This is a genomic window from Pygmaiobacter massiliensis, from assembly GCF_900199435.1.
GTDB classification, from domain to species: domain Bacteria; phylum Bacillota; class Clostridia; order Oscillospirales; family Ruminococcaceae; genus Pygmaiobacter; species Pygmaiobacter massiliensis.
In genome coordinates this window covers 371,768-397,925 of sequence record NZ_OAML01000003.1, presented here as the reverse complement: position 1 = coordinate 397,925, position 26,158 = coordinate 371,768, and the positions used below count along the sequence as shown (strand labels likewise).

Here is a 26,158-nt window from a genome sequence, read left to right as displayed (position 1 = left end):
ACGCTATGCAGCATACCACGGCTGCTTGCCTTAAAATTTGAAATAGATAAATTCGCCTGCGCCAAAATTGCCAAACAACACTACCAGCAGCACGAGCAGGTAGCACAGCCCTATCCTTACCGGCTTGCTGCGTGCTTTTAAAAATGCAGGGAAAGTAGTGTTATAGCAGGCAAGGTCGAGCACAAAGATGCTGCCAATCCAGAGCATCTGCTGTAAAAAGGCTTCGGGCGAAAGCCCAAGCAATACAATGCTGTCTTTGAGATAGCGCACGCTCGGCACAAAATCGGTAAACAGATGGGTGGCCATATAAAGGCCTTGCTCCGGTGTTGGCGCGCTGAAGAATATCCACGCATAGGCCACCAGACAAAAGGTAATCGCTGTGCTGAAAATGCGCGCCGTAATGCTTTCTCTGCTCCAGTGTAATGCAGCGAACATTCGATCACGCAAGGGTTTTGTAAGAGTGCCTACCACCATGTAAACACCGTGCAGCGCACCCCAAAGCAGCATCATCAGGCTTGCGCCGTGCCAAAGGCCCGAAAGCACAAAGGTAACCATCAGGTTAAAACAGTGGCGCGGTTTAGAAACACGGCTGCCCCCCAGCGGAATGTAAAGATATTCAGAAAGCCAGGAGGACAGCGAGATGTGCCAGCGGCCCCAAAATTCTTTAATTGAGGTGGAGAGATAGGGCGTGCGAAAGTTTTCGGCAAGATCGATGCCCAGCAGCCCGGCAAAGCCGCGCGCCATATCGGTATAGCCCGAAAAATCCGCATAAATCTGAATGGTATAAAACAGCGCCAGCAGCAACAGCGAACCGCTGTACACCTGGTAGCCGTTGCGGTAATAGGTGCCGATCCAGGCAGCAAGGCTGTCTGCCACCACCATTTTTTTGAAAAGGCCCAGCAAAATCAACTGCGCGCAAGCAATTGCGGTATCGTAATCAAATTTTTGCTCTTCGGTAAATTGCGGCGCCAATACTCGAGGCCGTGTCATTGGGCCCGCAATGATTTGCGGAAAGAACGAAAGAAACAGCCCGCAGACAAAAAAGCTTTTTTCCGGCTTTTGTTTGCCGCGGTAGATATCTACAAGATAGCTGACCGCCTGAAAGGTATAATAGCTGATGCCGACCGGCTGTGCCAGCCGCAGCAGCACCGGAGAAACAGGCAGTGCAATGGCCGAAAGTGCACTCGCCAGCAGGCCAGAAGCAAAATCGAAATACTTAAACAGCGCAAGCGGCGCAAAGACGAGCACCAAAGCCAGCCGCAACCGCGCTTTTGTTGGGTTTGCGGCAAGCCATTGCCCGCCTGCCCAAACCGCTGTAATGCAGCCCAGTAAAAGCAAGAGATAGCTGCTGCCAAAGCAAGCATAAAACCCCATACTGGCAACAAATAAAACCGGCACTCGCCAGCGGGCAGGCAGCGCCCAGTATGCAGCAAATACCACTGCAAAAAAAGCAAAAAAGCCAAACGAATTCAGCTGCACAACCTGCCCTCCTCTCTTGTCTTACGGCTTGTTCCCCTACATTTGCCAAAGCAGTATAAACAGCTGTTTTGACACGGGGTTTTCCGGGAATAATCTTTATTATACACGATGCAATGTTGTTATTCAATTTTGGCTATATAGATTTTCACACCGTTTTCTCTTATGCCGGGATTTGCAGCCTTTTAACACAGTTTTTTCGCTTGCTGAATTGACAAACACGCGCGGGCAGTTTAAACTATACTTTACCATATTATATGCTATTTGCCCTTTTTTACAGGGCTTTATCGAGGAGGAACATCTATGTCTGGGAAAGTCAGAACACGTTTTGCGCCGAGCCCGACCGGCTATATGCACGTCGGCAATCTGCGCACCGCACTGTACGCCTATCTCAAAGCCAGAAGTGCCGGCGGCACCTTTGTGCTGCGCATCGAGGATACCGACCAGGAACGCTTTGTTGAGGGCGCGCTGGATATCATTTACGGCACCCTGCGCGAAACTGGCCTGCTGTGGGACGAAGGCCCGGACAAAGACGGCGGCTTTGGCCCCTATGTTCAGAGCGACCGCAAAGGCCTCTACCTGGATTATGCCAAACAGCTGATTGAAAAAGGCGCTGCTTATTATTGCTTCTGCGATAAAGAGCGCCTTGATGAGATGCGCGCTGTGCAGAAAGCCAGCGGCCAGGCTCCCCATTATGACGGCCAGTGCCGCGAGCTGACCCCCGAGCAGGTGCAGGAGAAACTGGACGCTGGCGTTCCGTATGTTATCCGTCAGAAGATGCCCCGTACCGGCACCACCAGCTTTGAAGATGTGGTCTACGGCCACATTGAAGTGGAGAACTCCACCCTCGATGACCAGATTCTGCTGAAAACCGATGGCATGCCGACCTACAACTTTGCAAACGTAGTCGACGACCATCTGATGGAGATCAGCCACGTCATTCGCGGCTCCGAGTATCTCTCTTCCACCCCTAAATACAACCTGCTTTATCAAGCATTCGGCTGGCCGCTGCCGGTCTATATCCACTGCCCGCCGGTTATGAAAGATGCTCAGAACAAGCTTTCCAAACGTAACGGCGACGCAAGCTATCAGGACCTTATCGCAAAAGGCTACTTGACCGCTGCAGTGCTTAACTACATTGCACTTTGCGGCTGGAGCCCGAAAGGCGAGCAGGAAATCTTCTCGCTCGAGGAGATGGAGAAAATCTGGAGCGAAAGCGGCATCAGCAAATCCCCCGCTATTTTCGATTCTGAGAAACTTCGTTTCATGAATGCTGAGTATATCCGCCGCATGACACCGGAAGAGTTCTTTGCTGCCGCAGAGCCTTGGATTGATCAGGCGGTTAAAACCCCCTGCGACAAAAAGGTGCTTTGCCATGTGCTGCAACAGCGCTGCGAGGTGCTGGGCGACATTCCCGCACAGCTGCCGTTTGTGGACGCTGTACAGGAGTACGACGTTGAGATGTACACCAGCAAAAAGATGAAAACCACACCCGAGACCGCCAAAGAGGCTCTCACCGCTTTGCTGCCCGTGCTTGAGGAGCTGCAGGACTGGACCGTGGAGAAGATTCACGCAGCCTGCTTTGACCTCATTGCAAAACTAGAAGTAAAGAACGGCTGGATGCTGTGGCCGCTGCGCGTTGCGCTTTCCGGCATGCAGTTCACCCCGGGCGGCGGCATTGAAATTGCTGCCATCATCGGTAAAGAGCGTACCATGGAGCGCCTTCGCGCTGCTCTGGCAAAGCTCGGCTAACTGATATAACTATAAAAACAGGTATCGAAGTATTCGATACCTGTTTTTTCTTTGCTTTTTTGCTTCAGCATTAACCAGCCCTTTGCAGCGCGGCGAAAATTACATCTCGCCTGCACAAATTCGGTGTTTGAGCGATTCGAGCTTTGCTTCAATTTCGCGTGCTGTAGCAAGATAAGCCGCTTCGCCTTTACCGCTCGGGTCTTCAAGGCCCCAGTCTTCCCGGCTGCGGCAGGGCAGCCCCGGACACTGCACGTTACAGCCCATCGTCACTAAAATATCTATCGCCGGCAGCTCCGCAAGCAATTTGGGGCGCTGTGTTTCAGCCATATCGATACCATAATGCTGTTTTATCGTCTGCACTGCACCAGGGTCTATACTCGCTTTGAGCTCAGTACCGGCAGAATAGCTTTCCATAGCATCTGCTGCAAACTGGCGTGCAAGCGCTTCTGCCATTTGGCTACGGCAGGCGTTATGGACACAAACAAATGCGACTTTCGGCTTCTTTATCATCTTTTATCCTCTTAGTTTGTGCAGCAGTTCTACAATCTCTTCTTTTTTCAGCACTTTGCCATAAACAGCTACTTTACCGTCCACCACCAGCGCAGGGGCTGACATTACGCCATAAGCTGCAATTTCAGCAAAGTCTGTCACATGCTCTACCGCGGTATCCATGCCCAGCTCTGCCAGCGCCTCTTTGGTCGCTTTTACAAGCTCGTTGCATTTTGCACAGCCCGAACCGAGCACCTTTACATTGGCTGACACCTCTGTTGCCTGCGTTTTTGCTGTCCCGCAGTTGCCATTGCAGCTGCAAGTTGTTTTTTCCGGCGCTTCTTTCTTTTTTCCGAAAAGGCCCATCTTTCTTCCCCCTTATATCAATAGAAATGAAAATGCGTTAAAAAGGTAACCTAGGATTATAATACCCACAGTGCAGATGCCTACAAACACCGCCAGCAGTTTGGGCTTAATTGCTTTGCGCAGCATAATCATCGAAGGCAGCGAAAGCGTTGTTACTCCCATCATAAATGCCAGTATGGTGCCAAGCTGGGCACCTTTAAAAAGCAGTGCCTCAGCCACAGGAATGGTCCCGAAAATATCAGCATACATCGGCACGCCTATGAGGGTTGCAAGCACCACACCAAACGGGTTATTGCTGCCCAGCACGGCTTCTATCCAGGTTTCGGGTATCCAGTTGTGGATAATTGCGCCAATGCCCACACCCACCAGAATATAGGGAAACACTTTTTTAAAGGTTGACGTTACCTGGTCTTTGGCGTAGATTAAGCGATCTTTTTTCGTTAGTGTCGGCGCATCCAGCTCCACGGCGCTCGCGTTGCGGATAAAGGCTTCCACCTGGTCTTCCAGATGCAGTTTTTCAATCATGGTACCGCCGATCACAGCAATCACCAAGCCTACCAGCACATACACGATGGCAACCTTGGTGCAGAAAATGCTCATCAGCAACACCAAACTGCCAAGGTCCACCATCGGCGATGAAATCAGGAACGAAAAGGTTACGCCAAGGGGAAGACCGGCACTGGTGAACCCGATAAAAAGCGGGATAGACGAGCAGGAGCAAAAGGGTGTCACCGTACCCAGCAGCGCCGCAATGCAGTTGGCCCAGATACCATGAAACCTGCCCATAATTTTTTTGCTGCGCTCGGGCGGAAAATAGCTTTGAATATACGAGATAAGAAAAATCAAGCAGCAAAGCAGCACCGAAATTTTCAGTACATCATAAAGAAAAAACTGAAAGCTACCGCCCATGCGCCCGGTAATGTCGATGCCGACTGACTCAAGCAGTCGACCAATCAGCGCGTTGAGCCACTTCATCCCCAAAACCTGATCTTGCACAAAGTTCCAAATCATTTACAGTTACACTTCCCCTCGTCCCCGCAACAGGTTAGCGAACCTAAAAACTGCTGAAAAGCAACGAACGTTTCGCAGTTTAGAGAATAGTGGTTCCACTTACCTTCGCGGCGCACATCCACCAAGCCGCTTTCGCAAAGAATTTTCATATGGTGCGAAAGCGTCGGCTGAGTAATCTCAAACGCTTCCAGCAGCTTGCAGGCACATTTTTCTCCATCTGCCAGCATCTGCACAATCTGCAACCGGTTGGTATCTCCAAGAGCTTTACACAGCAGCGCTACGTCAATAGCATTCATGTTTTCTCCCCCATCACATTGATAGTCGTCTATCTGTATTATATTCTTCACATAGATAAACATCAATATGTCTGCTAAAAAATTTTTATCAGCAGCTTTTTCTGCAAAAGCAAAGGCTCTGTTTTTTGAAAGGATAAAATAAAGCCCTCGCCAATGCCAAATGCATCAGCGAGAGCTTCATGGAATTGATAGAACGTTAATTGTCAGCCCCCTTTTAAAAAAGAGAAAGCCCTGTTGTGCCCCCTACCGGCAGCACCTGGTGCCTTTGCATTACACAGTTACCAGCTCTTTTTCGGCTTGGGGCTGCACTGTTATTTTGGGTGTGGTTTTTCTGCCAGCCCAAAGCAAAAGCGCCCCTGCGACTGCCCAGCACAGCGCAATAAAAACTGCACAGTGCAGAAAAAAAGCAGCCGGCAGAATATAAATGATAGGATCTGTGGCGTAATCAAACAGCCAGTTGGTTGCACCGGGAAAAAACAGTTTATGAAACACTACAAATGCGGTGTCAAAATCCAGTGCCATCGCTGCGAGAATTACACCCGGCAGCACAAGTGTGGCAATACCGGCACTACGGCACACAATACGGCCTAAAAGCTTTGCTTTTTTCAGCACCACAAGCAAAGCACCACTCAAGCCGCCCGCAAAATACACCCCAAGAAAAATACGCTTGGTATCCGCAAAGTGCGCTGCACCTTCGGCAGAAAATTTGAGGCTGGGCAGCGAAAACGCCGACCGGGAAAACGGAGAAAGATACTGCATTACGGCGTGGTAATTGCTCAAAATTTCTTGCTTTGCGAGACCGCTGGTGGCTTCAATATCCAGCCAGCGGATATCCAGCCGATAAAGCCAATCGCTGATATGTAACAGCCCCAGCCCGCAGGCAGTGGCCAGTAGCAGCACGGGCAGTGAGAGCATGGCCCCGCCCAAAATTAATTTCAGTTTCATTTATCCGACTCCTTTTTTGCCACCGGTAGCTTTTCGTCTGAGCTGTTTTGATAAAGCTTTGAATCTTCCAGTTGTGCGCCGCAATACCGGCAGCACCGGTCGTTGCCTGCTACTGCCTGGCCACATAATGGGCAATGGCGGCGGGGTGCCTGCGGCAATGGCGGGTGCCATTCTGGCCGCTCGCGTTGCTCTTTTTCTTGATAGCCGGGGCGGGTCATCCATAGCCTTACAATACCGCCTAAAACAGCTTGTACATAAAAAAACACAGCAATCCAAAACAGCCAGCGCGGTAAAGTACGGTATACAATTACGAGGACCACAACCCCCAGCCCAAGCCCCGCGAGGGTAAGGGCAACCGTTGCGGCCCATTTTAACCATTTTTTCTTCATTTTTGCCTCGCTTTAGTTGCGATATAACTTTTTTCAGTATACCACATTCGCTGCCCGTTGAAAAAGCTTTCTTTGCTTTCACAAAATTGAACAGGTGCAGAAAAAGCACAAACAGAGAACACCGCCTGCCCTCAGGCAAGCGGTGTTTTATTTCGTCTTATTTTGCGCCTTTTGTGGGCGAGTTTATGCACCCAGATATGCTTTGCGGACTTTATCATCCTCCAGCAAATCATGGGCATCGCCCGACATAACGATTTTGCCGGTTTCCAGCACGTAAGCTCGGTCGGCAATCGAAAGGGCCATTTTTGCATTCTGCTCCACCAAAAGAATGGTTTTGCCCTGGTCATTGAGATCTTCAATGATGCGGAAGATGTCTTTTACCAGCAACGGCGAAAGGCCCATCGACGGCTCATCCATCAAAATCATTTTCGCACCGGTCATCATCGCACGGCCGGTGGCAAGCATCTGCTGCTCGCCGCCCGAAAGAGTGCCTGCAAGCTGTTTTCTGCGCTCATCCAAACGCGGAAAACGGCGATAAACCTCTGCCATCAGCTCCTGAATCTGGTCTTTGTCTTTTAGGATATAAGCACCGAGCTCCAGATTTTCCTGCACGGTCAGCCGCTGAAAGACGCGGCGGCCTTCGGGCACGTGCGCCATTCCAAGCGTGAGAATCTTCGGCGGGTCCGTTTTCACAAGGTCGTGGCCCTCCAGCACGATGCTGCCGCTGTCCGGGCGTTTAAGCCCAGAGATTGTGTGCAGGATGGTGGTTTTACCTGCACCGTTTGCGCCAATCAGCGAAACAATTTCGCCCTCGTGCACCTCTAAGCTAACATCGTGAATGGCGTGGATGGAGCCGTAGCTGACGTTGATATTTTGTACTTGTAACATATGTTCCTCCATCCTTTATTCGCCAAGGTAGGCCGTGATGACCTCCGGATTGCTGGTAACCTCTTGCGGGGTGCCCTGTGCAAGAATATTGCCAAAGTTCAGCACGATTACCCGCTCGCAGATGCCGGTTACCAAGCTCATGTCATGTTCAATCAGCAGCACGGCCACCTTAAACTTTTCGCGAATCAACGCAATGGTTTCCATCAGTTCTGTGGTTTCGGTCGGGTTCATGCCTGCCGCCGGTTCATCCAAAAGCAGCAATGTGGGGTTGGTAGCCAGTGCGCGGGCAATCTCCAGCTTGCGCTGTTTGCCATAAGGCAGATTTTCTGCGGTGGCATCCGCAAGCGATTCCATGCCAAATACCGAAAGCAGTGCCATTGCTTTTTCGCGGGCAGCCTTTTCTTCTTTCCAGTATTTCGTGGTACGCAGCAGTGCGGATGCCACGCTGTAAGTACGGCTCCCATTATCCGCCACCAACACATTATCCAGCACCGTCATCTGTTTAAACAGGCGGATATTCTGAAAGGTACGTGCTGCGCCGATGCTGACAATCTGCTCCGGCTTTTTGCCGGTTACATCCTGCCCGTTCAGCGTGATACTGCCGGTAGTGGGCTGATAAACGCCGGTGAGCAGGTTGAAAACAGTGGTTTTGCCTGCGCCATTGGGGCCAATGAGGCCGACAAGTTCGCCTTCGGAGATTTCAATAGAAAAGTCTTCTACTGCCTTGAGGCCGCCAAAAACGACCGAGATATTTTTTGCTGTTAAAACGCTCATTTTGCTGCCCCCACTTTCTCCTGCTCTGCTTTTTCTTTGTTTTTGCCACGCAGTTTGCGGACCAGCCGGCTCAGCGAGAACTCGTAGCCACCCATCAAACCAGTCGGTTTAAACAGCATTACAAGAATAAGGATAACCGAGTAGGCCAGCATGCGGTAATCCGAGAAACCGCGCAGCAACTCCGGCAAAATGGTAAGCGCAATTGCGGAAACAACCGAGCCCGTAATGCTGCCCATACCGCCGAGCACGACCATGACCAAAATTTCGACTGAGTAGTTGAAATCGAATTTGGCAGGATTCAAAACGCCCAGATGGTGTGCATACAGTGCGCCCGCAACGCCCGCGAAGAACGCAGCCATGACAAAGGCAAGCAGCTTGTAGTAAGTAGTATTGATGCCGGAAGCCTCGGCTGCGATTTCGTCTTCGCGAATTGCGATAACTGCACGGCCGTGACGGCTGCGGATAAAGGCGGTGATGAGGTAGATGGTGAGCACCGCAAGGAAAAATGCATAGCTGAATTTGACAAACTCAACGCTAATGCCACTGCTTTTATCTACCACACGGGGGATACCGCGCAGGCCGCGGGCGCCGCCGGTAAAATCGAAAAAGTTAATTAGTACTTTGATAATTTCGCCAAAGCCGAGCGTGATAATGGCGAGGTAGTCGCCTTTCAGCCGCAGCGCCGGGATACCGATAAGGATACCGAAAATCACCGCTACCACACCTGCAATCAGGATAGAAAGCGGAAACGCCACCGAAATGGGAAGCCCGGAGTTAAGGGTGAACAAGGCCGAAGCATAGGCGCCGACGCTCATAAATCCTGCATGGCCCAGCACCAGCTGCCCGAGAAATCCGGACGCAAGGTTTAAGCTGACAGTAAGAATAATGTTGACAAGCACCATCACGAGGATGCCGCTGACGTATTTGTTAATTCTGCCCGATGCCACGAGAAATGCAGAAACGCCATACAGCACCACAACCAGCGCCAGCGTGAGCAGATAAGAACTTTTTTTGTTTTTAGGCATAGTGAAAATCCTTCCTTTCCGGCGCAGCCGTCAAACTTTTTCTTTGGTGTTTTTGCCCAGCAGGCCTGCCGGACGCACCAGAAGAATGACGATGAGAATGCCGAATACCACTGCGTCGGTCAGCTTGGAAAGGCCAAACGCTTTGGTAAGACTTTCACTGACCGCGATGAGATAGCCGCCAAGCATTGCGCCCGGCAGGCTGCCAATGCCGCCAAGTACCGCTGCGACAAAAGCTTTTAAGCCAAGCATACCACCCATGTACGGGGTAATCAGCGGATAGGCCGAGCTGTAAAGCACGCTGCCGACCGCAGCAAGGGCACTGCCCAAGCCAAAAGTAAACACGATGGTGCGTTTTGTGTTAATGCCCATAAGTACCGCAGCACCGGCGTCTTCGCTGGTGGCACGCATGGCTTTGCCAATGCGCGTCTTTTTTACAACAAGCTGCAAGCCAGCCATCAGCAAAACAGAAACCGCAATGGTTACCATTGTAACGCGGCTGATTTGCAGGCTGCCAATGTTCAGCGGCGCGCCGGTAATCATGCTGGGCATCGATTTGCCGGAAGATGAGAACAGCATCTGGAACAGGTTCTGCAAAAAGATAGAAGCGCCGATAGCGGTAATGAGCAGAGAGATACGCGGCGCGCCGGAATTGAGCAGTCGCTGATATGCGACCTGCTGAATGAAAATGCCCGTGAACGCGCAGACCAGAATAGAAGCCAGCACAGCGACCCACAAAGGAGCACCCGCCACCACCATGGCAACATAGACCATGTAGCCGCCTACCATAATAATGTCGCCGTGTGCAAAGTTAATGAGGCCGACAATGCCATATACCATGTTGTAACCTAAAGCTACCAAGGCATAGATGCTGCCAAGCGACAGGCCGTTGATGATCTGTGAAGCAAATTTCATGAGAGATGATCCTTCCTTTCCGGGCGCGCCCTCGGCACGCGGTATCGTCTTAATGGGGCGTGAAAGACGGAGGTAAAGCTTGTAATTCTAACGGCCAAAAGTAGGACGATTCGCAAATCGCCCTACTTCCAGCGTCGTATTTAGATGAGTCGGCTTAGCCGAAGTTTTCAACAAACTTGGTGGTGCCATTCTCAAAAGTGAGGATAACAGCCGATTTAACCGGGTTGCGATTTTCGTCAAAAGTCATGTTGCCGGTAAGGCCTTCGTACTCCAGTTTGGTCATCGCTTCTACGATTGCAGCAGAATCGGTGCTGCAAGCATCTTCGATGGACTGAAGCATCATGCGCATTGCATCATAACCAAGCAGTGCAAACATGTTCGGTGCTTCGCCATTGGCATCGGTGTAACGTTTGATGAAGTCCTGAACAGCGGGGTCGGTGCTGTCGGGTGCATACTGGCTGCAGTAGTAGGCGCCATTTACAGCGTCTTTGTTGCTGTCGTCCAGTTTACCAAGTACGCCGTCCCAGCCGTCTGCGCCCATCAGCTTAGCGCTGATGCCCATTTCTTTGGCCTGCACAGTGATGAGGGCAAGATCTTCGTAATACACCGGAATAAAGAGCACGTCGGGGTTTGCCGCTTTGATTTCGGTCAGCTGGCTCTTAAAGTCGGGGGTGCCGCTCTGGTAAGTCTGCACAGAAGCTGCGGTCATGCCGGCAGCGTCTGCAGTCTCCTGAAAGACTTCTGCAACACCGAGGCTGTAGTCGTTGGTGTCGTCATACAGCACAGCATAAGTTTTTGCGCCCAGCTTCTCAGCTGCATATTTTGCCATCAGCTCGCCCTGATAGGGGTCGATGAAGCAAGCACGGAAGACGTTTTCGCCGGTTTCGGTAACTGCCTGTGCAGAAGCAGAAGCAGTAATCATCGGCAGGCCGGTTTCCTGAGAAGCCTGTGCCACCGCAAGGGTCGGGGTGGTGGTAACGTCGCCAATCAGTGCAACCACTTTGTCGTTGTCTACCATTTTGTTGTAGGCGTTGACAGCTTCGGTCTCGTCGCCTTTTTCGTCATAAAGCACAACTTCGACCTGTTTGCCCAGTACACCGCCTTTGGCGTTTACGTCCTCGGCTGCCATTTTAGCACCGTTGGTAACGTTAATGCCGTAAACAGAAACTGCGCCGGTCAGAGGGCCGAGCACACCAACTTTTACGGTGTCGCCGGTAGCGGCGGCAGAAGAACCTGCGGCGGATGCTGCCGGTGCACTGCTCGATGCACCGCCACAGGCGACCATCGACATTGCCATTGCTGCTGCGAGTGCACAACATACAAATTTTTTCATATACTTTTCCTCCTCTATGTCACCCAAACTTCTCTCGCAACCAATGCGCCCCGCACCGTTGCTTCGGGTTGTTGTTGTCCATTATAAAGGCAGCGTTTTCGGTTGGCAATGGTATCCTTTTACAAGTTTTTCCTAAAAATTTTAATTTTTTGTTGGCTCAATATACAAAAAAGAGGTTATGTTTTTCTGAAATAGTAAAAAAGTTGTAACTTTTGTGTCATAATTATTTTATTTTGTTTGCGTTGCAGCAACAAAAAAGAGCGACCTTTTCCACAAAAAGTCTCTCTTTTTCTGTTTATTTCGTCATGTCCTTAACATCTGTGCAGCTTGCCACACAATCGGCACCAGCAGCGCCGGCAACATGTTTGCTGTTTTGATTTTAAGGTTTTCACTTATAAAGTTCAGCCCAATGCAAGCAACCAAAGCAAAACCTACCATGCAAAGCTGATCCAGCAGCGCACCTTGCAAGTAAGGCGCCACACTGCCTGCCAGCAATGTAATACCACCTTGATAGATAAGTACCGGCACAGCAGAAAAGCAAACGCCTGCCCCGAGTGTTGCACCGAGGATAATAGAGCTGATGCCGTCAAGCAAGCTTTTAACATAGAGTACCGAAGCATCTCCTTGTAAGCCATCATTCAATGCACCGACAATCGCCATCGCACCAACACAATAAATCAGTGTACCGTTGATAAAAGCGGCGCCAAACCCAGCCGAGCCGATTTTCTTTTCTACTTTCGTGCCAAATCCGTTAAGCCGGTCGTCAATCCTCCACAACTCGCCTAAAAATGTGCCAACTACAAGGCTGACAATCAGTAGCAGCTCGCCGGAAGACGAAATGCGTCCGCCCTCCCCCACGCGAAACATCGCACCAATTACGCCGTTAAGGCCCAAAATCAGCACTGCCACGCCGAGTGTTTTGTGAATAGACGCCTCATAATTCGGCTTCATGCCCTTTTTGAGTAGCATGCCGACCAAACCTCCGGCAACGATTGCACCTGCATTCACCAATGTTCCCGTCATTGTGTTCCCCTTCCTGTTTCCGGCCTTTTCCCTAAAACTTTGTCTGCGGTTTCCCCAGCCGGAGCACTTCCGATTTTTACATATTTTTCATAATAACGCGGACAAGGTGGGATTGCAAGCTATTTTTCGGCGCATACGAGCCAAATCAAAAAACGATGTAGCGAAAACATTTTGAGACAAAATGCTTAATATAAGCTTAATTTTTAATACATCATACTTTTCTACAATAAAAAAAGCAGCGGCAGCACACTATGGCTGTCGCTGTTTTAAAATACAAAAAATTTAGAAAGCAGGGTAAAGGATCTTTGTTCACCGGGCTGCGGTCTTTTGTATCTCGAAGCTCGTTTTAAGTGAGAAACAGTCTAAGGCAAAATCAAAAACAGCTTGAAATAGGTGGTGCAGCAAAAACAACTCTATTTCATATTCTTTTACCGATTTACGGCAAGCACTGCAACCCGCCGTTTAGTTGATGGCAAGGCCGCCACCAAGCTCAAACAACTTCTCTACCTCATGGCGCAGCGGGGCATTCTTGGGTGCGGTCAGCTTTGGATCTTCGCTCAGCAATGTAGCTGCTTCTGCTGCTGCGGTCTCCAGCACCCGCGCATCCTGCATGGCATCTGCCACTTTCAGCCGGGGCAGGCCGTGCTGCCGCTCGCCAAAGAAGTCGCCAGGGCCGCGGTGCTCCAAATCGTACTGAGCGACTGCAAATCCGTCGTTGGTATGGCACATCAGCGCAAGACGGCTGTGAACCTCTTCGCTGTCGTGGTCGCTGACCAGAATACAAAAGCTCTCTGCCGCGCCACGTCCAACACGTCCACGCAGCTGGTGCAGTGCTGAAAGTCCGTAACGCTCGGCATTTTCAATCACCATCACGCTTGCATTCGGCACGTCCACGCCGACCTCAATCACGGTAGTGGAGCAGATAACATCAAGCTCGCCACTTGCAAACTGCTGCATTACCTGCGCTTTTTCGGTAGGGCGCAGTCTGCCGTGCATCAACCCAATGCGTCGGTGCGGCAAAAACTGCTTTGCGACCTCTTCAAAATAGGTCGTAACTGCCTGCATCTCATGTGCTGCCGGAGAATCTCCGTCGCTTTCGTCGATAAGCGGGCAGACGATAAACACCTGCCGTCCCGCTTCAATCTGTTTTTCCAAAAAGCCGAACATGCGGCCGCGCAACGCGGTAGTGACAGCATAAGTTTTGATGGGAGTACGCCCCGGCGGCAGCTCGTCGAGAATCGAAACATCGAGTTCGCCGAAAAGCAGCAGCGAGAGAGTGCGGGGAATTGGTGTTGCTGACATCACCAGCAGATGCGGACTTTCTGCCTTGGCCGCCAGCAGGCCGCGCTGGCGTACACCAAACCGGTGCTGCTCGTCCGTAACAGCAAATCCCAAGCGGTGAAATATCACGTCGTCGCTCAGCACGGCGTGGGTGCCCACCACTACTTGTGCCGCTCCGGTGGCGATTGCCTCCAGCAAGACGCGGCGGGGTTTTGCACGCACACTGCCCGTCAGCAGTGCCACCTCTATACCAAGCGGGCGCAGCATACCCTGTAGCGTATTCGCGTGCTGCTGGGCCAATATCTCGGTGGGTGCCATCAGCACGCTTTGAAAGCCGTTTTGCGCGGCAATTACCATAGCGGCGGCAGCCACCAGCGTTTTACCGCTGCCAACGTCGCCTTGCAGCAGCCGGTTCATGGGCGTTTTGCCGCAAAGGTCTGATGCGATTTCGGTAATGGCGCGCTGCTGTGCCCCGGTGGGCGTAAAGGGCAGCGCATTATAAAAGGCAGTTAAGTCAGTATTTGCCATCACCGCACGGTTGGCACGCAGGTTAATGCTCCGCATTAGTTTCATGCCAAGCTGCAGATAATACAGCTCTTCAAATACCAGCCGACGGCGGGCAGCAGTGACTTCATCCTCGTTTTTCGGGGTGTGTATCATTTCCAGCGTCCGGCGTAAATCCGGTAGTCGATACTTTTGGCGCAGCACTTCCGGCAGGGGGTCTGTAATTGCGCCGCAGCCTGTAAGCGCGGTGCCTACCAGCTTTGCAATATATTTCGAATTGACACCTTCGGTAAGATGATAAACCGGAGTCATTGGCAGACTGCCATCTGCCGGTACATAGGTGGGGCTCACCATCTCGCGGCGTGCCAGCGCACCACCCACCCGGCCATAAAACAGGTAATCGCGGTTCTCTTCCAGCCCACGTGCCGCATAAGGCGAATTGAAAAAAGTGAGCAGCAAACCAGCGGTATCGTCACCCGCTGTAACACGGTAAATGGTGCGGCCGCCGCGGATGCGCATGGGCAGCTGCTTGCCGTAGACGGTAGCCTTTACCACACACATCCCCTCATAGGGGGCCATTGCGACCGGGTAGGGATGGTTATAATCGATATATCCACGCGGATAAAAGCGCAGCAAATCTTCCACGGTAAAAAGTCCCAGCTTTGCCAGTTGTTTTGCCCGTGTTTCCCCTACGCCTTTTAAAAATTGAATGCTGTCTTTGACGTCCATTGCCGCACTCCTTTCGCGTTTGCTTGTCTAAAGTATAGCACAAAACACAGCCGATTTATCCTGCTTTTTCTCGGCTCTGCATATTTCGTCTTTGTTTAAAAGCAAAACAGGCAGGCGCACTGTTTTGTGCACCTGCCTGGCATTTTATTTGTTTTCGGTTTGGGGCGGTGGGGGTGGTTCCTCCGTTGTGCGCCAGAAAAATGCAGCGTAAGCGGCAAGCAACACACCAGTAACCAGCAACAGCAACTCTATAGACACGATGTCGGCAAGCGGTCCAAACACCATCATCGCGGCCGGCATTGCACCGGACATGATAATCTGCAAAATGGAAAAGACACGGCCCATCATTTCAGGGGCAACATGTGTTTGAATCAGCACTGTGAGGCTGCTGGAGATAATCGGCATAAATACGCCTGAAACCGCCATAACGCCAAGGTAAACCCAGAAACTGCCTGCTGCACTAAGCAGTGCCACGCAGAGCGCAAACCCAGCCAGCCCAATTGATGCGGCTCTGATTTTCTGCTTAAAATCGCCGTGGATTGCTACATATATGCCGCCACCCAGGTTGCCCAGCGTCCAGGCAAGCTCGTTTGCAGTGAGCCGCCAAACCTCTGTGCCATAGGTGCGAGCGACAAGAATATTTGTCAGGCACGCCGCTGGTGTCATCAGAAAAAAGCAGACGCCAACGCCTGTCATTACACTGCGCAGCAGCCGCTGACGTGCCACAAACGAAAGCCCAATCTTGAGCTCCGCAAGGGCAGATTCTGGCGCTTCGGTGCGCTGCACCTTCTCCACCTTAAGGCAGGCCATCACAACAATGGCGAGGGCCGCCGTCACAACGTCAAGCAAAAACGCCCATTCCATGCCAAATCCGCCAAGTATCGCACCGCCAACAGCGGGCGAAAGCAAGAGCAAGATGGAGCTTAGCGTTTGGTTGATGCCGTTGACCCGTGCTAGGCCGCTTGCAGGCACGATTTGCGGGTAAAGTGCGCCGACAGCAGGGCTTTGTAAGCCGGAGCCAATCGAACGAATAACCGAAACCAGCAGCAAAAGCGAAATGCTTTGCGCGCCCGCCATCCATGCGCAGGCAAGCGCCAGTGTAGAAAGGGCGATGAACCCATCCGAAAGCATGATAATCCACTTGCGGTTATGGCGGTCTGCAAAAACACCGCCCCAAAGGGTGACAAACATCTGCGGCAGCATAGAGGCAAGGGTTGCCATTGTCATATAAACGCCGGAAGAAGTTTTCAGCGTGATGTACCAAATGATGGCGTACCCGGTAACGGAGGAGCCAAAGATAGAAATATTCTGGCTCAGCAGGAAAAGTGCTGTTTTCCGCTTCCAGCTTTTGTTTTCGGTTGGCATGGGGTTCCTCTCTGCAACTGCCTGGGCAGCACATGGCAGTTTTTTTGCTCTGTGCTGCAAATTTTTATTCTTATGTAAAATCGTATGCCATATTACACGAAACCGTCCGTTGCAGCGGCTTAAAATCAAAGAAGATTTTGCGGCTGCAGCTGCGCTGAAAGACCGGTGAAAAAGGCACCCACAGAGTGTATTCTGTGGGTGCCTGAGTAGATGCTTTAGGGGCTTGCTTACTCTACACTGATGATATAGTAGTAAACCGGCTGACCACCATTGAGGCGGGTAACCTCTACGCCAGAGGGCATTTTGGCCGAAATCTGCTCGGTCAGTTTTTCCGCATCCTCTTCGTTAACATCGCAGCCGGAGATGACTGTGACGAAGCTGGAATCCTTTTTCACCATGCTGCGTGCCAGTTTGACAGCCGCTTTGGTGAGGTCTTTTTCGGTAAAGGACAGCTTGCCGTTTTCGAGTGCGAGAATCTCGCCCTCTTTAATTTTGTGGCCGTCAAAGTCGCTGTTGCGCGCAGCAAAGGTAACAAGGCCGGTGGCCACGCGGTCGGCGGCCTGCATCATTGCAACGGCATTGGCTTCTGCGTCGGCAGCATCGTCAAAGCTCAGCATAGCGCTGATGCCCTGCGGAATGGTACGGGTGGGCAGTACGATGACCTTGCGGTCTGCAATGTCCACTGCCATTTCAGCAGCCATAATAATGTTTTTATTGTTGGGCAGCACAAACACAGTTTTTGCCGGCACGCTGTGGATTGCCTCAAGGATATCCTCGGTGCTGGGGTTCATGGTCTGGCCACCGGAAACCACGGCGTTAACGCCGATGTCGGTGAAAATATCTTTCAACCCGTCGCCCGCTGCAACAGCCACAAAGCCATAAGCGGTGTCGGGGTCAACAGCAGCATATTTAAATTTGCCCGCATTAGGGTTCTTTTCTGCCTCGGCCTGCTTTTCAAGGCCTTTTCCCTCGGTCTGGCGCTCTGCATTCTGCTCTTTCATGTTCTCAATTTTCATGTTGCTCAAAAAGCCGTGCAGCATTGCCGAAGAAAGTGCCTTGCCGGGATCGTTTGTATGAACATGGGCTTTGATGATATCTTCATCATCCACCACTACAACCGAATCGCCGATGCTTTCGAGGAAAGCGCGCAGTTTCACCGCACTGGCCTTGTCGTTTTTGTTGACAAGGAACTCGGTGCAGTAGAAGTTTTTCATGTTGGGGTCGATTTCAGCAGCGTAAACGCCCTTCGGTACGAAGTTCGCTTTTTCTTCTGCTGTTTTCTCAGAAGCTTCGCCTTCCACCATCACGCCATCGCGCAGCACGCTGAGCATGCCTTCCAAAATGGTGACAAAGCCTGCACCGCCAGCATCTACAACGCCTGCTTTTTTCAGCACGGGCAGCTGCTCGGGGGTGTTGGCAAGCGCTACTTTTGCAGCGTCGAGAATAATGGTAAACATTTCTGTGGTGTCTTCTGTTTCGGCAACAGCTGCTGCTTCTGCGCCCATACGCGCCACGGTCAGCATCGTGCCTTCGGTCGGCTTCATAACGGCTTTATAGGCCGCTGCAACGCCGCTTTCAAAAGCTCTTGCCAAATCTTCGGCACTGGCCTCTTTTTTGCCCACAAGCGCTTTAGAAAAACCACGGAACAAAAGCGAGGTGATAACACCGGAGTTGCCGCGTGCGCCGCGCAGCATGCTGCTGGCAGCAACGGAGCTTACCTTTTCTACGGTGCAGTCGTCCGGCAGTTTTACCAGTTCGCGTTTGGCCGCGGTCACCGTCATGCTCATGTTGGTGCCGGTATCTCCATCCGGGACAGGGAAAACGTTCAGCTCATCGATCTGGCTGCGCTGGTTCGCAATACTATTTGCGCCGCTGATCATGCTGTCTCTCAAAACAGAACCTTTAATCATCATTTATACTCCTAAATATATCAAGATTTCACGCTGCCGTTTGCCGCGCTTTTCGCATAGCGCAGGCAGCACTGGTTGACACAGTTGCCGGCAACTTTTAGCCGACGATATCATCGACCGAAACGTTGATGCGCCGCACCGTCAGGCCGGTGGCTTCTTCTACCACATACTTCACCTTATGGGTGATGCTGCGGACGATGGCGGTGATATTGAGGCCATAGGTGACCTTGATGTGCAGCTCGATGATGAGCTTACCGTTCTCTTCGGTGACACGCACGCCCTTATCGGGGAAATCAGAGCCGAAAACAAAGCTTTTCAGCGTATCGCCGGTGCCGCTGGTTGCCATTTCGGCAACGCCGTAGCAGCTGCTTGCGGCCGCAGAAACCAGGCCTGCAAAGTAATCGCCTGTCATGCTGATTTTGCCCATTGTATTGTAGAAATTAATCATAGCTGTCACTACACTCCTTTGTAGGTGTCTGCGTTATTTTTTGGCAGACACGGAACTGACTTGTTCAAAGCCGTAGAATGCGTCGCTGATGGTGGGCGTAAAGCCCTTGAGCTGTTTGGTGTAGGTGACCACGCCGTTTTTATACACAAGCGGTAAAAACGGCAGCTCGGCAGCAAACGCCTGCTCAAATGCGCCATATGCAGTAAGGTCCGCCTTTGCGGCACGGTAAGCGCCAAGCAGTGCTTCGCTTGGCACAATGCCATAATGTACGTCCCCGGATGCAGAAAAGAAAGGCGACATATTTATATTATTATACAACTTTACTTCGCCAATGTATAGAGAGAACTGCCCAGACGCAATTTTTTCGTGGTAGGCGGCAAAGTCATTTTCTTCCACTAAAATGATCTCTATCCCGCAATCCTTGAGCTGCTCTTTTACAAGGGTGGCAAGGTAGCGTTTAAAGTTATTGCCCGAATAGCACAGCAGCTCCAGCGAGAGCCGTTTGCCCGAAGCATCCTGGTAATACCCGGTTGCGGTGTCATAGGTATACTCCAATGATTCAATCTGTGCCTTGGCAGCAGCCACATCGGCATCCGCCGGCAGCGTATGAGTGCCGTCCAAAAAGGGATAGCGGGAGTTTGCAAGCGTTGTCGCAACATATGCGCGGGAATAATACGCTTTGTCAGCAATCTGCCGGCGCGACACGCCGAGGTTCAGCGCACTGCGAATTGCCGGCTGGTTCGCCACCGGGTTCGCCGCATTGATGCCAAGAAAGATGAGGTGATTGAGATTGTAATAGGCCGTATGACAGATATTATTGCCCGCAAGGTCAGCATCCTGCTCTGACACATAAAGGCTAAGGTTGCCCATGTTCACACCGGAAACAATAGCATCATAGGCAGTTACAGGGTTTAAAGTAATGGTATCAAAGATGGTCTTTTCGGCAAACCAACCGTTTGCTTCAAGGGTGTTGCCCCCAGCGCCTACCAAGTATCGACCGCTCGACATCGGCTGCTTTTCTCCGGTCTGCCCTGCTTTCATCACAGGTATATCGAGCAGGTAGGCAAAAAGCGCATCCGGCTCGCTGAGGGTAACCACGACGGCATCTCCCTCTGTTCGTACGCTGGTAACGCCTGCAAAGCGAGAGCCGTAAAGCTTGCTGGCACGGGCAGCCTCAATGCTTGCCGCAAGGTCAGCAGCTTCAACGCGGCTTCCGTCTGCAAATGTGGTACTGCCTGGGGTAATGCGCACGCTTTCTCCACTTGGCTGCACATCGGCAGCCGCAAGATATTCCAGCGAGAAATCGTCTTTAATCGTCACCAGGTTGGTATAAAGGAGCTGTGCACACTGGAGCACGAGTGTATTGGTGGACAAATAGGGATTAAAACCCTCTTGTTTGGCATACGCGAGCACAACCTCATGCGCTGCCGTTTGAGACGGCGCAGGAGCCTGTGTCTGTTCCGCTGAAGAATTTGATGTTTTATCGGATTGCCCGCAGGCGGTCAGCAGACAGCAACCACAAAGCAGCAGTGCGAGTAGCCGTTTGGAGTATTTTTTCATTTTACAGTCCTCCTTTGACCGAAATCCCGCGAAACACAGCAGTAATCGTTTGATACGCCGGAAAGGAAATTTTTGATTCGAGCTATTATACCGCGTTTTTTGCGGCTCGTCAAAGAAAACCTCGCTTTTTCACAGACAAACCTGCCCAAAGCAAAACAAAAATCTGCTTTTGTTCTATTTTGCGCAAAAATTCGCCAAACTTCCGTTTTTGCCGCTAACCTTCTGTTGTGAGTATGCCTTCTGCGGAAAGGCAGCGCCCGGTGGCCTCGTCTATCGTGAACAATACGGCATCCATGCGGCAGGGGCCTTCTGCCACTGCAAACCGGACCGGTCGGTGGGTCTTTTGTTTGCGAATGGCCAGCTCCGGCACAACACCAATCACGGATTCTCGCGGACCCGTCATGCCGACATCACTCTGATAGCCGGTGCCTTTTGGCAGCACCCTTGCATCTGCCGTTGGCACATGGGTATGGGTACCAAACAGTGCCGAAACCCTGCCGTCAAGATAACAGCCGAGGGCCTGCTTTTCTGCCGTCGATTCGGCGTGAAAATCCACAATCCGCACCTTCGCACTGCTTTGTGCCAGTAAGCGGTCTGCCGTTTCAAAGGGGTTGCCCAGCGGCTCTAAAAAGGCTGAGCCTGAAAGATTCATCACCTGCACCTTAAAACGCCCGAAATCCAGCTCGCACCAGCCGTTTTGCTCTGCGCCCGGGAAATTGGCCGGGCAAAGCAGAAATTCGTTTTCTTCATACAAGCTATCCCCCGCGCGGAAAAAACAGTGATTCCCGGTGGTGATTACATCCGCCCCGTGCGAAAAGATATCCTCGGCGATGGCCTGGGTAATGCCTTTGCCAGAGGGGTCTGCATTTTCTCCGTTCACAACACAAATGTCAGCCCCGGTACTGCGTTTGAGCGAGGGCAGCCTGCGGCATAAAAAATCCACGCCTGGCGTCCCCACAACATCTCCGACACATAGCACTTTAATCATAATGGTTTGGTTCCTTTCGCACATCACCCACGCGGCAGTACTGCCAGGGCAATTTTTATAAAAATATACGATATACTGGTCCTGCTCGTTGCTTCACCTTGGTGTTCACAGTCGTTTTTTTCGGCAAAGTACCGGCTTTGCAGCAAATTCCTTTTCGATACTTTTGCCCGTGTCGATTTGAAAATATGCCATTCTCAGCGGTGCCATGTCTTTTTTACCAATTTTTCACGGCTTTGCTACCGGGCGTTTCCCATTTGTGCAGCAGGTGTAAAAAGGGCCTGCCGCAAAGCAGCAGACCCTTTATGCAGATTATTTTGCGTAGTCGGTAGCACGGTTTTCGCGAATGACGTTAATCTTGATTTGACCGGGATATTCCAGTTCGTCCTCAATCTTCTTCACGATGTCATGTGCAAGGATGGTCAAGCGGTCGTCGCTTACCACCTCCGGCTTAACGAGGATGCGCACCTCGCGGCCTGCCTGAATTGCGTAGCTGGTTTCAACGCCGGGGAAGCTGGAAGAAATTGCTTCCAAATCCTCAAGACGTTTGACATAGTTTTCTACGTTCTCGCGGCGCGCGCCGGGGCGTGCAGCCGAGATGGCATCTGCTGCCATGATAATGAATGCCAGCGGGGTGGAAGGCTCTACATCACCATGATGTGCTTCCACTGCATGAATGATCGCCGGGTTCTCCTTGTATTTCTTCACAAGATCCACACCGATACCGACGTGGCTGCCCTCGATTTCATGGGTGAGTGCTTTGCCGATATCGTGCAGCATACCTGCGCGTTTTGCCATATTTACGTTGAGGCCAAGTTCGGCAGCCATCAGGCCGGCGATATAAGCGACCTCCATAGAATGGTTGAGTACGTTCTGACCATAGCTGGTACGGTATTTCAGACGTCCGATCAGTTTTACAAGGTCTGGGTGCAGGCCGTGGACACCAACGTCCATTACGGCACGTTCGCCTTCGCGTTTCATGGTTGCGTCCATTTCGCGGCGGCATTTTTCCACCATTTCTTCAATGCGGGCCGGGTGGATACGACCGTCTGCAATCAGTTTTTCCAATGTCATGCGGGCAACTTCACGCCGCACCGGGTCGAAGCTGGAAAGCGTGATAGCCTCCGGAGTGTCGTCGATGATGAGGTCTACGCCGGTTGCCGTTTCGAGCGCGCGGATGTTACGGCCCTCGCGGCCAATGATACGGCCTTTCATCTCATCGTTCGGCAGCGTAACCACCGAAACCGTGATTTCACTGGAATGATCTGCTGCACAGCGGGAAACCGCCTGTGTAATCAGCTCTTTTGCCAGTTTGTCGGCATCTTCTTTGGTCTGGGTTTCGTAAGCGGCAATTTTCAATGCCTTCTCGTGGGTCAGTTCCTCGTCCAGTCTTGCAAGCAGCATTTCTTTTGCAGCTTCTTGCGAGAGGCCTGCGATGAACTCGAGCTTTTCCACTTCACGCTCTCTCATCTGTTCGATTTCAGCGAGACGGGCTTCAATCAGCTCTGCGCGTTTGCGCTGGTCTTCTTCTTTTTTCTCAAGCGCGTTGGTTTTGCGGTCGATGTTTTCTTCTTTTTGATCCAGGCGATGCTCTTGGCGGCTGATTTCGCTGCGGCGGTCTTTGATTTCCTTATCCGCTTCTGCTTTCAGCCGGAACAGCTCGTCTTTCGCTTCGATAGCGGATTCTTTTTTCTTTTGCTGCGCTGTTTTGATGGCGTCGTTGATGATTCTTTTTGCTTCTTCTTCAGCAGAGCCGAGTTTCTGCTCTGCAACCTTGCGACGGTAGCTTTGCCCCCCGAAAAAACCGAGGACAGCAGTAATCGCACCCACAACAACGGCAATCAACACAGCAATTGCTGTTGATACCATAAAAGGGCTCCTTACTTTTGAACGGAAATTCCATTCAAATTCCATAATTTTTTTTAATGTATATATATTCATTTGGTAATTACATACACTATGAGAATATTTTACGTCTTTTCACGGGTGCTTGTCAAGCAGATTCTCCCCCTTGCAGATTTTAAAAAAATTTGAAAAAAATCAGAGAATTTTATCTTATCGTCCCCGATGCCGTTTTTGCGCCCGACTCCCTTTTTTTACCCGGGTGTTGACAATCCGAAAAAGGGGGTGTACACTGATAAACACGAAAAAGCTTTGATGCGGACAATAAACTGCCGCAAATGTTTGGAAAGAGAGCAGGGTCACCGGCTGAAAGCCCTGTACGAACCAGTGCAGTTTTACCACCGCGGAGCGCAGGGGCGAACCCCAGCCGGCCGGATACCGTTACCTTTCCATAGAGCGGCGCATTCTTTTTTGCAATGCGCAATACGGGTGGAACCGTGGAGCTTTTGATTTTGTAGTCGATGCTTCATCCCAGTTTTCTGGGGTGGAGCATTTTTTATTTTCCGCCTGCAACGGCATAGTTTATGTTTAGTAATATCTTACATTTAAAGGAGGATATCGTTATGATAAAAGTAACGCTGAAAGGCGACGTTGTGAAGGAGTATGAATCCGGCACCTCGATTGCAGACATTGCCAAGGACATCAGCATGGGGCTTTACCGTGCTGCCACCTGCGCCAAAGTGGATGGTGTCGTGGTCGACCTGCGCACCCCGCTGGAAAAAGACTGCGCACTTGAGATTTTGACCTTTGAAGATGCAGACGGCAAAAAGACCTTCTGGCATTCTGCAAGCCATGTGCTGGCACAGGCCGTCAAACACCTATTTCCGGCAGCAAAACTGGCCATCGGCCCTGCCATTGACGGTGGCTTTTACTATGACTTCGACGTAGAAAAACCTTTCTCTGCAGAAGACCTTGCGAAAATTGAAGCTGAGATGAAGAAAATCGTCAAAGCAAACGAGCCGATTGAACAGTTCTTGTCGACTGCCGAAGAGGCACGCGAGCTGATGAAAGACGAACCTTACAAGCTGGAGCTGCTCGAAGAGCACGCTGGCAAAGGCGAAAAACTCTCCTTCTTCCGCCAGGGCGATTTCACCGACCTCTGCGCCGGCCCCCATCTGATGAGCACCGGTGCTATCAAAGCATTCAAGCTGACCAGCGCAACCGGCGCTTACTGGCGCGGCGACTCCAACAAGGCAATGCTGTGCCGCGTATATGCAACAGCATTCCCGAAAGCCAGCGAGCTGGAAGCACACCTGGCTGCCATTGAAGAGGCAAAAAAACGCGACCACAATAAAATTGGCCGCGAGCTGAAATATTTCACGACCGCTGATTGCATTGGCCAGGGCCTGCCCCTGCTGATGCCGAAAGGTGCAAAACTGTTCCAAATCCTCAACCGCTATGTGCAGGACAAAGAGGAGAATGAATACGGCTATGTGATGACCCGTACCCCGCTGATGGCGAAAAGTGATCTTTACAAGATCAGCGGCCACTGGGACCATTACAAGGACGGCATGTTTGTGCTGGGCGATGAGGAAAAGGACAAAGAAGTGTTCGCCCTGCGCCCGATGACCTGCCCGTTCCAGTATAATGTCTATCTTTCGGAAAAACATTCTTACCGCGACTTGCCGATTCGCTATGGCGAGACTGCTACCCTCTTCCGCAACGAAGCCTCCGGTGAGATGCATGGCCTGATTCGCGTGCGTCAATTCACCATTAGTGAAGGGCACCTGGTACTGCGCCCAGACCAGCTCGAAGAAGAGTTTATGAACTGTGTTAAGCTGGCAAAAGAAGTGATGACCGACGTTGGCCTGATTGACGACCTAAGCTATCGCCTCTCTAAGTGGGACCCGAATGACCGCGAGAAGTATATCGGCACCCCTGAAATGTGGGACGAGGCCGAGGGCCTGATGCGCAATATCCTCGATGACATCGGCATCAACTATACCGAAGCGGTCGGCGAAGCAGCCTTCTATGGTCCCAAGCTTGACATCCAGGTCAAAAATGTTCACGGGAAAGAAGATACCTTGATTACGGTGCAGATTGACCTGATGCTGGCAAAACAGTTTGGTATGACTTATACCGATAAAGACGGCTCTGAGAAATATCCGTATATTATTCACCGCACCAGCCTTGGCTGCTACGAGCGCACCATTGCCTTGCTGCTTGAAAAATTTGCCGGCGCTCTGCCCACCTGGTTAATGCCCACGCAGGTCATGGTAATTCCCATCAGCGAAAACTACCACGACTATGCCGAAAAGGTGCACAAAGCGCTGCGTGCTGCTGGCATTCGTGCTGATGTAGACTACCGCGCAGAAAAAATGGGCTACAAAATCCGCGAAGCACAGCTGGAGAAAATTCCCTATATGCTCGTGGTTGGTGAAAAAGAGGCCGCAGATAATACAGTTGCCGTTCGCGCCCGTAAGGAAGAAAATGGCGGAACCAAGACAATTGAGCAGTTTATTGCGGATATTCGCACCGAAATCGACAATAAAGTCGTTTAATTAGCCACTTTATACAAAAATTGAAAGAAAACCAGGTGTTTTTTCATCTGGTTTTCTTTTTTGTTTTTGGGTAAAATAGTATTGACAACCTGTCCTTTAACTGTTATAATTATCAAGCGTCAAAACGACAGCAGCTTATGAACCACTAGCTCAGCCGGCAGAGCACCTGACTTTTAATCAGGGTGTCCGGAGTTCGAATCTCCGGTGGTTCACCAAACAAAACAGCTTGGTTTGCAAAAACCAAGCTGTTTTTGTTTTTTCTGCTTTTTCTTTTTCGGGCGCCGCTTCCCTTTT

22 protein-coding genes and 1 tRNA gene are annotated in these 26,158 nt (G+C 51.3%); 3 read left to right on the top strand and 20 right to left on the bottom strand.

Going from position 1 to position 26,158, the window contains the following annotated elements; translation table 11 throughout:
* Positions 1-30: 30 nt before the first annotated feature.
* Positions 31-1,479 carry an MBOAT family O-acyltransferase gene (locus C1A11_RS06470; protein ID WP_102049675.1) on the bottom strand — a complete coding sequence of 483 codons (1,449 nt, stop codon included), beginning with the start codon at positions 1,477-1,479 and terminating at the stop codon, positions 31-33.
* Between the two features lie 300 nt (positions 1,480-1,779).
* Between C1A11_RS06470 and gltX the strand changes: the two genes are divergently transcribed.
* Positions 1,780-3,228: a glutamate--tRNA ligase gene (gene gltX, locus C1A11_RS06465; protein ID WP_102049674.1), complete on the top strand. Its 1,449-nt coding sequence runs from the start codon at positions 1,780-1,782 to the stop codon at positions 3,226-3,228.
* A 99-nt stretch (positions 3,229-3,327) separates the two neighbouring features.
* Here the strand turns inward: gltX and C1A11_RS06460 are convergent, their stop codons facing one another.
* The 19 genes from C1A11_RS06460 to rny form a co-directional block, all read right to left on the bottom strand.
* A complete protein-coding gene (locus C1A11_RS06460) occupies positions 3,328-3,738 on the bottom strand; it encodes an arsenate reductase ArsC (protein WP_341458135.1) in 411 nt (136 codons plus the stop codon).
* 3 nt (positions 3,739-3,741) lie between these two features.
* Positions 3,742-4,083 carry a thioredoxin family protein gene (locus tag C1A11_RS06455; protein ID WP_102049673.1) on the bottom strand — a complete coding sequence of 114 codons (342 nt, stop codon included), beginning with the start codon at positions 4,081-4,083 and terminating at the stop codon, positions 3,742-3,744.
* A 12-nt stretch (positions 4,084-4,095) separates the two neighbouring features.
* Positions 4,096-5,094 (bottom strand): permease, encoded by a 999-nt coding sequence (locus tag C1A11_RS06450; RefSeq protein WP_102049672.1) that lies wholly within the window; start codon positions 5,092-5,094, stop codon positions 4,096-4,098.
* Entirely contained in the window at positions 5,091-5,390 is a 300-nt protein-coding gene (locus C1A11_RS06445) for an ArsR/SmtB family transcription factor (RefSeq protein WP_102049671.1), read from the bottom strand. Before C1A11_RS06445 ends, C1A11_RS06450 begins: the two co-directional genes overlap by 4 nt.
* Positions 5,391-5,660: 270 nt before the next feature.
* Positions 5,661-6,335: a TIGR01906 family membrane protein gene (locus C1A11_RS06440; RefSeq protein WP_102049670.1), complete on the bottom strand. Its 675-nt coding sequence runs from the start codon at positions 6,333-6,335 to the stop codon at positions 5,661-5,663.
* Positions 6,332-6,724 carry a zinc ribbon domain-containing protein gene (locus C1A11_RS06435; protein WP_102049669.1) on the bottom strand — a complete coding sequence of 131 codons (393 nt, stop codon included), beginning with the start codon at positions 6,722-6,724 and terminating at the stop codon, positions 6,332-6,334. The genes C1A11_RS06440 and C1A11_RS06435 overlap by 4 nt, the downstream gene beginning before the upstream one ends.
* A 183-nt stretch (positions 6,725-6,907) precedes the next feature.
* The gene (locus tag C1A11_RS06430; protein WP_102049668.1) at positions 6,908-7,612 is read right to left on the bottom strand and encodes an ABC transporter ATP-binding protein; all 705 of its coding nucleotides are present in this window, start codon (positions 7,610-7,612) and stop codon (positions 6,908-6,910) included.
* Between the two features lie 15 nt (positions 7,613-7,627).
* Complete coding sequence (locus C1A11_RS06425; RefSeq protein ID WP_102049667.1) at positions 7,628-8,386, bottom strand: ABC transporter ATP-binding protein; 759 nt, start codon at positions 8,384-8,386, stop codon at positions 7,628-7,630.
* Complete coding sequence (locus C1A11_RS06420) at positions 8,383-9,411, bottom strand: branched-chain amino acid ABC transporter permease (RefSeq protein ID WP_102049666.1); 1,029 nt, start codon at positions 9,409-9,411, stop codon at positions 8,383-8,385. Before C1A11_RS06420 ends, C1A11_RS06425 begins: the two co-directional genes overlap by 4 nt.
* A 30-nt stretch (positions 9,412-9,441) precedes the next feature.
* Positions 9,442-10,323, bottom strand: a complete 882-nt coding sequence (locus C1A11_RS06415; RefSeq protein WP_102049665.1) for a branched-chain amino acid ABC transporter permease — start codon at positions 10,321-10,323, stop codon at positions 9,442-9,444.
* A 154-nt stretch (positions 10,324-10,477) separates the two neighbouring features.
* Positions 10,478-11,656 (bottom strand): ABC transporter substrate-binding protein, encoded by a 1,179-nt coding sequence (locus C1A11_RS06410; protein WP_102049664.1) that lies wholly within the window; start codon positions 11,654-11,656, stop codon positions 10,478-10,480.
* 303 nt (positions 11,657-11,959) lie between these two features.
* Positions 11,960-12,679: a DUF554 domain-containing protein gene (locus C1A11_RS06405; protein ID WP_102049663.1), complete on the bottom strand. Its 720-nt coding sequence runs from the start codon at positions 12,677-12,679 to the stop codon at positions 11,960-11,962.
* Positions 12,680-13,141: 462 nt separating this feature from the next.
* On the bottom strand, positions 13,142-15,193 hold the full coding sequence (gene recG / locus C1A11_RS06400) for an ATP-dependent DNA helicase RecG (RefSeq protein ID WP_102049662.1): 2,052 nt from the start codon (positions 15,191-15,193) through the stop codon (positions 13,142-13,144).
* Between the two features lie 144 nt (positions 15,194-15,337).
* Positions 15,338-16,558, bottom strand: a complete 1,221-nt coding sequence (locus C1A11_RS06395) for an MFS transporter (protein WP_102049661.1) — start codon at positions 16,556-16,558, stop codon at positions 15,338-15,340.
* A 227-nt stretch (positions 16,559-16,785) separates the two neighbouring features.
* Positions 16,786-18,468 carry a DAK2 domain-containing protein gene (locus C1A11_RS06390; protein WP_102051018.1) on the bottom strand — a complete coding sequence of 561 codons (1,683 nt, stop codon included), beginning with the start codon at positions 18,466-18,468 and terminating at the stop codon, positions 16,786-16,788.
* Between the two features lie 97 nt (positions 18,469-18,565).
* Positions 18,566-18,916, bottom strand: a complete 351-nt coding sequence (locus C1A11_RS06385; RefSeq protein WP_102049660.1) for an Asp23/Gls24 family envelope stress response protein — start codon at positions 18,914-18,916, stop codon at positions 18,566-18,568.
* Positions 18,917-18,949: 33 nt separating this feature from the next.
* Positions 18,950-20,476 (bottom strand): ABC transporter substrate-binding protein, encoded by a 1,527-nt coding sequence (locus C1A11_RS06380; protein WP_102049659.1) that lies wholly within the window; start codon positions 20,474-20,476, stop codon positions 18,950-18,952.
* Between the two features lie 214 nt (positions 20,477-20,690).
* A complete protein-coding gene (locus C1A11_RS06375) occupies positions 20,691-21,464 on the bottom strand; it encodes a TIGR00282 family metallophosphoesterase (RefSeq protein ID WP_242965859.1) in 774 nt (257 codons plus the stop codon).
* A 309-nt stretch (positions 21,465-21,773) separates the two neighbouring features.
* Positions 21,774-23,330 carry a ribonuclease Y gene (gene rny / locus C1A11_RS06370; protein WP_102049658.1) on the bottom strand — a complete coding sequence of 519 codons (1,557 nt, stop codon included), beginning with the start codon at positions 23,328-23,330 and terminating at the stop codon, positions 21,774-21,776.
* Positions 23,331-23,926: 596 nt separating this feature from the next.
* Here rny and thrS point away from each other — a divergent pair.
* Positions 23,927-25,864 carry a threonine--tRNA ligase gene (gene thrS, locus C1A11_RS06365; protein WP_102049657.1) on the top strand — a complete coding sequence of 646 codons (1,938 nt, stop codon included), beginning with the start codon at positions 23,927-23,929 and terminating at the stop codon, positions 25,862-25,864.
* Between the two features lie 139 nt (positions 25,865-26,003).
* Positions 26,004-26,079 (top strand) — tRNA-Lys (locus tag C1A11_RS06360).
* The last annotated feature ends 79 nt before the right edge of the window (positions 26,080-26,158 follow it).